The organism is Pantoea leporis, assembly GCF_028048155.1.
Lineage (GTDB): Bacteria > Pseudomonadota > Gammaproteobacteria > Enterobacterales > Enterobacteriaceae > Pantoea > Pantoea leporis.
In genome coordinates, this window is the sequence record NZ_JALMEU010000013.1 from 129,611 (window position 1) to 140,559 (window position 10,949).

Genomic DNA, 10,949 nt, shown 5'->3' on the forward strand with positions numbered 1-10,949 from the left:
AAGGATTAAGACATGAGCACGCAAAACATCAAAAAAATCGTTCTGGCCTACTCCGGCGGTCTGGATACTTCAGCCATCATTCCATGGTTGAAAGAGAACTATGGCGGCTGTGAAGTGGTGGCGTTCGTGGCGAACATTGGCCAGGATCCCGCCGATCTGGAAGGCGTTGAGAAGAAAGCGCTGCAGTCAGGTGCGTCTGAGTGCCACGTGGTTGACCTGCGTGAAGCGTTCATCAGCGAATACGTGTATCCGGTTCTGCAGACTGGCGCCCTGTACGAAGGCACTTATCTGCTGGGTACGTCTATGGCGCGTCCAATTATCGCTAAAGCCCAGGTTGAGCTGGCGCTGAAAGTGGGCGCAGATGCGCTGTGCCACGGCGCAACCGGTAAAGGTAACGATCAGGTGCGTTTCGAAACCACCTACACCGCGCTGGCGCCACAGCTGAAAGTGGTTGCGCCATGGCGTGAGTGGGACCTGCGTTCACGTGAAGCGCTGCTGGATTACCTGAAAGAGCGCAATATCCCGACCACCGCGTCGCTGGAAAAAATCTACAGCCGTGACGAGAACGCATGGCACATCTCTACCGAAGGCGGCGTGCTGGAAAGCCCAGCCAATGCACCGAACAAAGATTGCTGGGTGTGGACCGTTGATCCGCTGGAAGCGCCCGATCAGCCAGAAAATGTCACGGTCACCGTGGAGAAGGGTCGCGTGGTGGCGGTGAACGGCGAGACGCTGAGCCCGTTCCAGTGCCTGGAAAAACTCAACGTGCTGGGCGCCAAACACGGCGTCGGCCGTATCGACATCGTGGAAAACCGTCTGGTAGGCATCAAGTCCCGCGGCTGCTACGAAACTCCAGGCGGCACCATCATGGTTAACGCGTTGCGTGCGGTTGAACAACTGGTGCTGGATCGCGATAGCTTCAAATGGCGTGAGCAACTGGGCCATGAAATGTCTTACGTGGTTTACGATGGTCGCTGGTTCGCGCCGCTGCGTAAATCTATCCAGGCCGCAGCTGAATCCCTGGCAGAAGAGGTGAATGGCGAAGTGGTACTGCAGCTGTATAAAGGCCAGGCCACGGCGATTCAGAAAACCTCTGCTAACAGCCTGTACTCAGAAGAGTTCGCCACCTTTGGCGAAGATGAAGTTTACGATCACCGTCACGCGGGCGGCTTTATCCGCTTGTTCTCACTCTCTTCACGCATTCGCGCGCTGAACGAGCAGAAGAAGTAATACCGCGGCAATCGACATATTTTGCAAGGGCGGCTTCGGGCCGCCTTTTCTATAACAGATTCAGGAGTAATGCAGATGGCACTTTGGGGCGGACGTTTTTCGCAGGCAGCAGACCAACGGTTCAAACAGTTCAACGACTCGCTGCGTTTTGACTATCGCCTGGCCGAGCAGGACATTACCGGCTCGATTGCCTGGTCAAAAGCGCTGGTGACGGTCAACGTGCTGACCAATGAAGAGCAGCAACAGCTGGAAAGCGCGTTGAATGAACTGCTGGCTGAGGTACGCGCCAATCCTGAGCAGATTCTGCAAAGCGATGCGGAAGATATTCACAGCTGGGTGGAAGGCAAGCTGATCGACAAAGTCGGCGCGCTGGGCAAGAAATTGCACACCGGCCGTAGCCGTAACGATCAGGTCGCGACCGATCTGAAACTGTGGTGCAAAGAGCAGGTTGCCGTGCTGCTGGAGGCGACGCGTGAGCTGCAATCGGCGCTGGTCGCCACGGCACAAGCCAATCAGGACGCGGTGATGCCGGGTTACACGCACCTGCAGCGTGCGCAACCGGTGACGTTCGCGCATTGGTGCCTGGCGTACGTTGAGATGCTGGCGCGTGACGAGAGCCGTCTGCAGGATGCACTGAAGCGTATGGATGTCAGTCCGCTGGGTTGCGGCGCGCTGGCGGGTACCGCCTACGAGATCGATCGTCAGCAGCTGGCCGGCTGGTTAGGTTTTGCCTCTGCCACGCGTAACAGCCTCGATACCGTTTCCGATCGCGATCACGTGCTCGAGCTGCTGTCAGACGCCTCGATTGGCATGGTGCATCTGTCGCGCTTTGCTGAAGACCTGATCTTCTTCAACACCGGTGAAGCGGGCTTCCTTGAGCTGTCGGATAAAGTCACTTCCGGATCGTCGTTAATGCCGCAGAAGAAAAACCCGGATGCGCTGGAGCTGATCCGTGGCAAATGTGGCCGTGTGCAAGGTGCGCTGACCGGCATGATGATGACGCTGAAAGGCCTGCCGCTGGCGTACAACAAAGATATGCAGGAAGACAAAGAAGGGCTGTTCGATGCGCTGGATACCTGGCTCGACTGCCTGCATATGTCGGTGCTGGTGCTGGACGGCATTCAGGTAAAACGTCCGCGTTGCCAGGAAGCCGCTGAGCAGGGCTACGCCAACTCGACCGAGCTGGCCGATTATCTGGTGGCAAAAGGCGTTCCGTTCCGCGAAGCCCACCACATTGTGGGTGAAACCGTGGTGGAAGCGATCAAGCAAGGCGTGGCGCTGGAAGCGCTCACTCTGGCGCAGTTTAAGCAGTTCAGCGCGGTGATTGAGGATGACGTGTATCCAATTCTGTCGCTGCAATCCTGCCTGGATAAGCGTAATGCGCAAGGTGGTGTCGCTCCTCAACAGGTCGCCTTCGCCATCAGCGAAGCGCAGAAGCGCTTGGGTTAAAAGCTATGCGCATTAGATTGCGCCGCTGCGGTATATGCAGGAATGCGTAGCGGCGCGATTTATCGCGCTCTGTTGATATCCAGCAGGCGAGCGACAAGCAAAAAAAAGCGGGCACCTCTTCGGTAGCCCGCCAACCTCTAGCTTCGGAATTACATTTTGTTATAGGCACATCATCAAGGGCAGGCCACTCCCGGCCAGCACAGTGATTGGTTTTAAGCAGTTTGCAGGTTCTGCTCCAGATCATTTGATGCGCGCATTATTCCCGCTCACGCCTTGATAGGGCCAATCGTTCATTGCTATTCTATCTATCGCCACGGGCTATCGTGGTTTGGAGGATTTCAATGAATATTCGTGATCTCGAATACCTGGTTTCACTTGCGGAGCATCGCCATTTCCGGCGTGCAGCTGACGCATGTCATGTCAGCCAACCTACCTTAAGTGGACAGATTCGTAAGCTGGAAGATGAACTTGGCGTGATGCTGCTGGAGCGAACCAGCCGTAAGGTGTTGTTTACTCAGGCTGGACTGTTGCTGGTGGATCAAGCGCGAACCGTGCTGCGCGAAGTGAAAGTGCTGAAGGAGATGGCGAGCCAGCAAGGCGAAGCGATGTCTGGACCGCTGCACATTGGTTTGATTCCAACCACCGGGCCGTATCTGCTGCCGCACATCATTCCGATGCTGCACAAAACCTTCCCCAAACTCGAAATGTACCTGCATGAAGCGCAGACGCAGCAACTGCTGGCACAGCTCGACAGCGGCAAGCTGGATTGCGCCATCGTGGCGTTGGTGAAAGAGAGTGAAGCCTTTATTGAGGTGCCGCTGTTTGATGAGCCAATGACGCTAGCGGTGTATGCCGATCATCCGTGGCGCGATCGCGATCGCGTGCCGATGTCGGATCTGGCCGGTGAGAAATTACTGATGCTGGAAGATGGGCACTGCCTGCGCGATCAGGCGATGGGCTTCTGCTTCGAAGCCGGTGCCGATGAAGATACGCATTTCCGCGCCACCAGTCTGGAAACGCTGCGCAACATGGTTGCCGCCGGTAGCGGCATTACCTTGTTACCTGCGCTGTCCGTGCCGAATGAACGCGAACGTGATGGCGTCTGCTATTTACCGTGCTACAAGCCGGTGCCGCAGCGCACCATCGCGTTGGTCTATCGTCCAGGATCGCCTCTGCGCAGCCGCTATGAGCAGTTGGCAGAAGCAATCAAAACCCACATGAAGGGTTATCTGGATATCTCGTTAAAACAGGCGGTTTAAGCCGTTTAACGCTGCCACGCGATAGGCTTCGGCCATGGTGGGATAGTTGAAGGTGGTATTCACGAAGTACTCAATCGTGTTGCCGCCGTTCTTCTGTTCCATGATGGCCTGGCCGATGTGAATGATCTCCGCAGCACGCTCGCCAAAGCAGTGAATCCCTAAAATCTCTTTGGTTTCGCGGTGGAACAGAATCTTCAGGCTGCCGACGTGCATGCCAACAATCTGCGCACGCGCCAGATGTTTAAACTGCGCACGACCCACTTCATACGGCACTTTCATCGCCGTCAGCTGCTGTTCGGTTTTACCCACTGAGCTGATCTCCGGAATGGTGTAAATCCCGGTTGGAATATCTTCGATCAGGTGCGCGGTAGCTTCACCTTTGATGATCGCCTGCGCGGCAATGCGGCCCTGATCGTAAGCAGCAGAAGCCAGGCTTGGATAACCAATCACGTCGCCAACCGCGTAAATATGCGGCAGCGCAGTTTGATACATGCTGTTCACCTTCAGCAGGCCACGACCATCCGCTTCCAGTCCGACGTTTTCCAGCGCCAGTGAATCGGTGTTGCCGGTTCGACCGTTTGCGTACAGCAGGCAATCGGCTTTCACTTTCTTGCCCGATTTAAGGTGAATTATCACCCCGTCATCAACGCCTTCAATCTTCTCGAACTCTTCGTTGTGACGAATCACCACGCCGCTGTTCCAGAAATGATAGGAGAGGGAATCTGACATCTCCTGATCGAGGAACGCCAGCAGACGGTCGCGGGTGTTGATCAGGTCAACCTTGACGTTCAGGCCGCGGAAAATCGAGGCATATTCACAGCCAATTACGCCGGCGCCATAAATGATGACGTGGCCAGGTTCATGATGCAGGTTGAGGATGGAGTCGGAATCGTAAACGCGCGGATGGGTGAAATCGACATCCGCGGGATGATACGGACGAGAACCGCAGGCGATCACGAATTTCGCCGCGGTTAATCGCTCGCGGGTGCCGTCGGGTTGTTCCACTTCGATAGTGTTGGCATCAACAAATCGGGCATCGCCCTGATAAAGTTCACAGCGGTTGCGCTCGTAGAAGCCCTGACGCATCGCGGTTTGCTGACTGATCACGTTCTCGGTGTGGTTGAGAATGTCGGCGAATGAGGAGCGCAGGAGGCGAGTGTGATCGCTGTAAAGTGGGTTTTGATTGAACTCGATGATACGGCTAACAGCGTGACGCAGGGCTTTGGAAGGGATGGTTCCCCAGTGTGTACAACCGCCGCCGATGTTGTGGTAGCGTTCGATCACTGCAATACGCGCTCCCTGCTTCACCAGCCCCATCGCCGCACCTTCGCCGCCCGGACCGGAGCCAATCACAATTGCATCGTAATCGTAAGACTTTTGCATACCAGTACGTCCTATTTTTTTATCACATTTTTACAACGAGATTCTAACATCTCGCCGCGCACATCTGAATTCTAACAGCGTAAATTGCTGAAGTTTGACAAAGCGTGAGGTTCACAGGCGTTCACAAAGTTTGCACCGCTGTACGCTGAAAAGTTTGTTATAGTGCCTGCCAAATCACCTAAAAGGCCGGGAAAATGGGCGTCAGAGCGCTACAAAAAGAACGTACACGACGTTCACTGATTGAAGCTGCCTTCAGTCAGTTAAGTGCAGAAAGGAGTTTTGCCAGCCTGAGTTTGCGCGAAGTTGCACGCGAAGCGGGGATTGCGCCGACCTCATTTTATCGTCACTTCCGCGATGTCGATGAGCTGGGGCTGACCATGGTGGACGAAAGCGGCTTGATGCTGCGCCAGTTAATGCGTCAGGCGCGCCAGCGTATTGCCAAGGGTGGCAGCATTATTAAAACCTCGGTAGCAACTTTTATGGAGTTCATCGGGAACAATCCTAACGCTTTTCGGCTCTTACTACGCGAGCGCTCCGGAACCTCGGCGGCCTTTCGTGCCGCAGTCGCGCGTGAGATTCAGCACTTCATCGCCGAACTGGCCGATTATCTTGAATTAGAAAATCGCATGCCGCGCAGCTTCACCGAAGCGCAGGCCGAAGCGATGGTGACGATTGTGTTTAGCGCGGGTGCCGAAGCGCTGGACGTTGATATTGAGCAGCGCCGTAAGCTTGAGGATCGATTAGTGCTGCAGCTGCGCATGATCGCCAAAGGCGCTTATTACTGGTATCGCCGCGAGCAAGAGCGCCTGGCGGTTACCCTGGAAAAACCCGAAGAGTAATGTGATAAGGATAATGAAATGATTGAGCAAAACCCACGCGATAAAGGAACGCTTTTATTGGCTTTTATCACCGGTTTAGCGATCAACGGCTCCTTTTCGGTGCTGTTCAGCACGTTTGTTCCCTTTTCGATATTCCCGCTGATTGCTCTTGGCCTCGCGGCCTGGTGTTTGCATCAGCGTTATCTCAACCGCAATATGCCAGACGGCATGCCTTCACTGGCGGCGGCGTTCTTCCTGCTGGGTATTTTGGTTTATAGCGCGCTGGTGCGGGCTGAATATCCGGATATCGGCTCTAACTTCATCCCGACGATTCTGATGGTGGCGCTGGTGTTCTGGATTGGTATGCGTTTTCGCCGCGCGAAGAGCAAGCAGTGAAAAAACGGGAACCTTGGGGTTCCCGTTGTTGTTTAGGCCTTGCGCGTCAGCAGCACGCCGCATTCCATATGATGGGTATACGGGAACTGATCGAACAGCGCCAGACGCGTGACATCATGCGTTTCTCCCAGCACCGCGAGGTTGTCGCACAGCGTTTGCGGGTTGCAGGAGATATAAATGATGCGCGGATAGGCCTGCACCATCTTCACGGTTTCCTCATCCAGCCCGCTACGTGGCGGATCAACGAAAATGGTTTCGCATTGGTAGCTCTTCAGGTCGATGCCTTCTAAACGATTGAAGCTACGTACGCCCGTCATCGCCTGGGTAAACTCTTCAGCGGCCATACGAATAATCTGCACGTTATCAATATGGTTGGCGGCAATGTTGTATTGCGCGGACGCGACCGACGGCTTGGCAATTTCTGTGGCCAACACGCTGCGGAAGTTACGCGCCAGCGCCAGCGAGAAGTTGCCGTTACCGCAATAGAGTTCCAGCAGATCGCCTTGCGAATCCTGCGTGACGTCCAGCGCCCACTCCAGCATCTGAATATTCATCGCCGCGTTTGGCTGGGTGAAGCTGTTTTCCACCTGACGATAAATCATCTCTTTCCCCGCGACCGGCAGGCGCTCATCCACGTAATCGCGATCGAGGCAGATTTTGGTTTTGGTGGCGCGGCCAATCAGCTGCACGTCAAAGCCTTCGGCACGCAGGCTGTCGCGCAGGGCGCTGGCGGCGGCGGTCCACTCCTCTTCCAGCTTGCGGTGATAGAGCAGCGAGATAACAATCTGGTGGCTCATCGTCGACAGGTAATCGATCTGGAACAGTTTGAAACGCAGCGCGCGGTTGTCACGGATCGCCGCGATCAGTTTTGGCATCAGCTGGTTGATCAATTCACTGGCCGCCGGGAATTGATCGACGCGGATTCGTTGCTTGGTCTGTTGATCAAAGATGATGTGGTAAAGATCGTCTCCGTCGTGCCAGATGCGGAATTCGGCACGCATCCGATAGTGGCTGACCGGCGAACGGAACACCTCCACGTCGGGCGCGGCAAAGGGCACCATCATCGCCTGTAAGCGGCTGACTTTTTCCGCCAGTTGCGCGTCGTATTGTTCAATCGGGAGCTGTTCGGGTGTCATCTTTAATCCTGGTAATAAGCTGGCTTGCCGGGCGATTGTAGGCATTCAACTGCTGATGTCCAGCCCTGCGGAAAACAAGATGGCTGGAAGTCTGGATTTCCGGCCTTCCTGGCCGTAGACTGCGCCTGCCGGCCTCCTTGAGTTAAAAGGGAATCCAGTGTGAATCTGGAGCTGACGCGCAGCGGTAAAGAATGTCGTGGTGATGGTAATTAAAAACACTGTCCTGCCGGATGGGAAGTTTTTTTCACCATTTATGATTCTCAGCCCGAAGACCTGCCGGTGTGACGTCGCAATACATACGACCATCGCGAGCTATTGGTCGTAGTCGTGCGGCATCCTGCTTCGTCTTTTGGATGCTATAACAATGAAAAAAACACACGCTTCGCTGTTTGCCTTCAGTGCAACGGCGTTGTCTCTCTGGGCGCAATTTGGCTACGCGCAGCAGAATGATGATACGCAAATCGTTACCGCTAACCGCTTCGCGCAGCCGGTCTCGTCGGTGCTGGCTTCGACTTCTGTCGTCACCCGTGACGAGATCGATCAGTGGCAATCCAAGAACCTACTGGAAGTGTTACGCCGCTTGCCGGGCGTGGATATCGCGCAAAGCGGCGGCATTGGGCAAAGCGCTTCTATGTATGTACGTGGTTCGGAAGCGCGTCATACGCTGATTCTGGTTGACGGTGTGCCGTTCTCTAAGCCTGGCATTACCGGCGTTGCTGACTTCAACCAAATCCCTGTTTCCATCATCCAGCGCGTTGAGTTCATTCGTGGCCCGCGGTCTGCGGTTTACGGCGCAGATGCGATTGGCGGCGTGGTGAATGTCATTACGCAAAACCCGAATAATCAAAACTCGCTGACGGCTGGCTTTGGTTCGAAGGGCTATCAGGAATACAGCGGCGGCATCAATCAAAATGTCACGGACCAGACGCGCGTAACGGTGGCGGGCTCTTATCAGGCCACCAACGGCTACAACGTTCAGCCGGGCTCAACGTCTCCGACCGATCGCGATCGTGATGGCTGGCGCAATAAGGCGTTCTGGGCTGGCGTTGACCACAAGTTTAACGAGGCGTTTTCTGGCTTCTTCCGGGGTTACGGTTACGCCGCGAACTCAGATTACGATGCGGGTTATGTCGGTGGTCAGGATGAGCAACAGATCTATAATCACTCGTTTGATACCGGTCTGCGCTTTAATAAAGAGGAATACTCCTCGCAGCTGACCGCCAGTTATCAAAAGTACAAAATCTATAACTACGTTGGGTCTGATGGCCGCTATGCGGATTCCAATAGCCTGGATGACATGGAGCAGCGCAACCTGCAGTGGGGCAACACCTTTGCGGTGGGGCATGGCATGGTCAGCGCGGGTCTGGATTGGCAGCAGCAGAAACTGAGCTCGGTTGGACAACTCTATTCTGGCGCACCGCGTGACGAAGATGGTTACAAGCAAGACAACACCGGTGCTTACCTGACGGCTCAGCAGCAGTTTGGCAATGTTACGCTTGAAGGTTCGGCGCGTGGCGATGATAACCAGGACTTCGGCCGTCATGGCACCTGGCAAACGGCTGCGGGTTGGGAGTTTGTGCCGGGTTACAAGGCATCACTCTCTTACGGCACGGGTTTCCAGGCGCCGACGTTAGGCCAGCTATATGGTCTGAAGCGCTTTGGTATTAGCTCTAATCCCGATCTCAATCCTGAGAAATCAAAACAGTGGGAAGCCGCGCTGGAAGGTTTAACCGGTCCGGTTAATTGGCGTGTTGCTGCGTATCACAATAAAGTCAGCAATCTCATTACCTATGCTTCTGATCCTGTGACTTTTGAGGGCGGCTATTATAATGAAAAAGCCGTTACGCTGAAAGGTATTGAAGCCACCGCTGATTTTGATACCCGCTTCCTTCATCACCAGATCACCTTGGGTTATCTGGATGCGCGTCGTGATTCAGATGGTGAAACGCTGGCGCGTCGTGCGCGTGAGCAGGCCAAATATCAGCTGGGTATGACGGTGTATGACTTTGATATTGATGTCATCTACCAGTACTTCGGTAAGCGCTACGATAACAACACCAGCGAATATGCCAGCGAGCAGCGTCGTTTATCGAGTTACAGCACGGTAGATCTCGCGGTCTCGTATCCGGTCACATCACAGCTCACCGTTCGTGGTAGAATTGCCAACTTGTTCGATAAAGATTATGAGACAGCGTATGGCTATCCAACTCCAGGAACGGAGTACTACCTCAGCGCCAGCTACAGCTTCTGATCTGCGTCCCACCGTGCTGGTGTTTGACTCCGGCGTGGGTGGGCTCTCCGTTTATGATGAGGTCCGGCATTTACTGCCGGATCTTCACTATCTCTACGCCTTTGATAATGAAGGTTTCCCGTACGGCGAAAAATCCGAAGACTTTATTGTCGAGCGCGTGGTGGCGGTGGTGACAGCTATCACTCAGCGTTTTCCGCTTACGCTGGTGATCATCGCTTGTAACTCGGCCAGCACCCTCTCTTTGCCGGCTCTGCGTGAACGTTTCGAATTCCCGGTTGTGGGTGTGGTGCCTGCGATTAAACCTGCTGCGCGCCTGACGCGTAACGGCGTAGTGGGATTGCTGGCCACGCGCGGCACGGTGAAACGTCCTTATACCCATGAGTTAGTGGCGCAATTTGCCCGCGACTGCAAAATTGAAATGCTCGGCTCTGCTGAGCTGGTGGAGCTGGCGGAAGCCAAGCTGCATGGCGAAGATGTTGAGTTAGCTGATGTGCGTCGCGCTGTGCAACCCTGGCTAAGGATGAAAGAGCCACCTGATACCGTGGTTCTCGGATGCACCCATTTCCCTTTACTGCGTGATGAGCTGCAACTGGTGCTGCCGGAAGGGACAAGGTTGGTGGATTCAGGCGCTGCTATTGCGCGTCGTACCGTTTGGTTATTAGAGCATGAAGCACCGCAGGCGGTTTCATCCGGTCAGAATTTAGCGTTCTGTACGCGTATGGATGATGAAGTGACGAAATTGTCACCGATTTTGCAGCGTTATGGCTTCCCGTTGCTGGAAAAATTAGCAGTTTAGTGGCGTTTCGACGAAAAAATCAGCACTCGGAAATTAATTTGAAATTAGCGCTTGTCAGCTCCGAAGAAATCCCTATACTGCGCCTCCACTGACACGGAACAACGGCTTACGAAGCGAAGTGTTCAGGAGGTGGTCTTCAAGGCAACCTTCAGAAAAGCAAAAATAAATGCTTGACTGAGAATGCGGAAAGCGTAATATACGCATCCCGCGCCGCTAGAGAAATCGCGGCAT

The 10,949-nt window shown here is 54.6% G+C and carries 9 protein-coding genes and 1 riboswitch; of the genes, 7 read left to right on the forward strand and 2 right to left on the reverse strand.

The window, feature by feature from the left end:
• Positions 1-12 precede the first annotated feature (12 nt).
• The 3 genes from MWH02_RS22515 (at position 13) to oxyR (ending at position 3,938) form a co-directional block, all read left to right on the forward strand.
• On the forward strand, positions 13-1,230 hold the full coding sequence (locus tag MWH02_RS22515) for an argininosuccinate synthase (RefSeq protein ID WP_101760634.1): 1,218 nt from the start codon (positions 13-15) through the stop codon (positions 1,228-1,230).
• Positions 1,231-1,305: 75 nt separating this feature from the next.
• Positions 1,306-2,679: an argininosuccinate lyase gene (gene argH, locus MWH02_RS22520; protein ID WP_271461499.1), complete on the forward strand. Its 1,374-nt coding sequence runs from the start codon at positions 1,306-1,308 to the stop codon at positions 2,677-2,679.
• 341 nt (positions 2,680-3,020) lie between these two features.
• A complete protein-coding gene (oxyR, locus tag MWH02_RS22525) occupies positions 3,021-3,938 on the forward strand; it encodes a DNA-binding transcriptional regulator OxyR (RefSeq protein ID WP_271461495.1) in 918 nt (305 codons plus the stop codon).
• Here the strand turns inward: oxyR and sthA are convergent.
• Positions 3,921-5,321 (reverse strand): Si-specific NAD(P)(+) transhydrogenase, encoded by a 1,401-nt coding sequence (sthA, locus tag MWH02_RS22530; protein WP_101760632.1) that lies wholly within the window; start codon positions 5,319-5,321, stop codon positions 3,921-3,923. The genes oxyR and sthA overlap by 18 nt on opposite strands.
• A 194-nt stretch (positions 5,322-5,515) precedes the next feature.
• Here sthA and fabR point away from each other — a divergent pair, with 194 nt between their 5' ends.
• On the forward strand, positions 5,516-6,160 hold the full coding sequence (gene fabR, locus MWH02_RS22535; RefSeq protein WP_008109648.1) for an HTH-type transcriptional repressor FabR: 645 nt from the start codon (positions 5,516-5,518) through the stop codon (positions 6,158-6,160).
• Between the two features lie 18 nt (positions 6,161-6,178).
• Positions 6,179-6,535, forward strand: a complete 357-nt coding sequence (locus MWH02_RS22540) for a YijD family membrane protein (protein WP_061720276.1) — start codon at positions 6,179-6,181, stop codon at positions 6,533-6,535.
• Positions 6,536-6,567: 32 nt separating this feature from the next.
• Here MWH02_RS22540 and trmA read toward each other — a convergent pair whose 3' ends face one another.
• Entirely contained in the window at positions 6,568-7,671 is a 1,104-nt protein-coding gene (gene trmA / locus MWH02_RS22545; RefSeq protein WP_101760631.1) for a tRNA (uridine(54)-C5)-methyltransferase TrmA, read from the reverse strand.
• Between the two features lie 112 nt (positions 7,672-7,783).
• A riboswitch (cobalamin riboswitch) is annotated at positions 7,784-7,967 on the forward strand.
• 68 nt (positions 7,968-8,035) lie between these two features.
• Between trmA and btuB the strand changes: the two genes are divergently transcribed.
• Positions 8,036-9,922, forward strand: coding sequence for a TonB-dependent vitamin B12 receptor BtuB (gene btuB / locus MWH02_RS22550; RefSeq protein ID WP_271461496.1), 1,887 nt, complete (start codon positions 8,036-8,038; stop codon positions 9,920-9,922).
• A complete protein-coding gene (gene murI, locus MWH02_RS22555; RefSeq protein ID WP_271461497.1) occupies positions 9,867-10,718 on the forward strand; it encodes a glutamate racemase in 852 nt (283 codons plus the stop codon). The genes btuB and murI overlap by 56 nt, the downstream gene beginning before the upstream one ends.
• Positions 10,719-10,949: the final 231 nt, after the last annotated feature.

What these genes read in the sequence shown, in the direction of transcription:
- argH (WP_271461499.1), top strand. Translation starts at nt 1,306, where the DNA reads ATGGCACTTTGGGGCGGACGTTTTTCGCAGGCAGCAGACCAACGGTTC.
- MWH02_RS22515 (WP_101760634.1), top strand. Translation starts at nt 13, where the DNA reads ATGAGCACGCAAAACATCAAAAAAATCGTTCTGGCCTACTCCGGCGGT.
- trmA (WP_101760631.1), bottom strand. Translation starts at nt 7,671, where the DNA reads ATGACACCCGAACAGCTCCCGATTGAACAATACGACGCGCAACTGGCG.
- murI (WP_271461497.1), top strand. Translation starts at nt 9,867, where the DNA reads ATGGCTATCCAACTCCAGGAACGGAGTACTACCTCAGCGCCAGCTACA.
- oxyR (WP_271461495.1), top strand. Translation starts at nt 3,021, where the DNA reads ATGAATATTCGTGATCTCGAATACCTGGTTTCACTTGCGGAGCATCGC.
- sthA (WP_101760632.1), bottom strand. Translation starts at nt 5,321, where the DNA reads ATGCAAAAGTCTTACGATTACGATGCAATTGTGATTGGCTCCGGTCCG.
- fabR (WP_008109648.1), top strand. Translation starts at nt 5,516, where the DNA reads ATGGGCGTCAGAGCGCTACAAAAAGAACGTACACGACGTTCACTGATT.
- MWH02_RS22540 (WP_061720276.1), top strand. Translation starts at nt 6,179, where the DNA reads ATGATTGAGCAAAACCCACGCGATAAAGGAACGCTTTTATTGGCTTTT.
- btuB (WP_271461496.1), top strand. Translation starts at nt 8,036, where the DNA reads ATGAAAAAAACACACGCTTCGCTGTTTGCCTTCAGTGCAACGGCGTTG.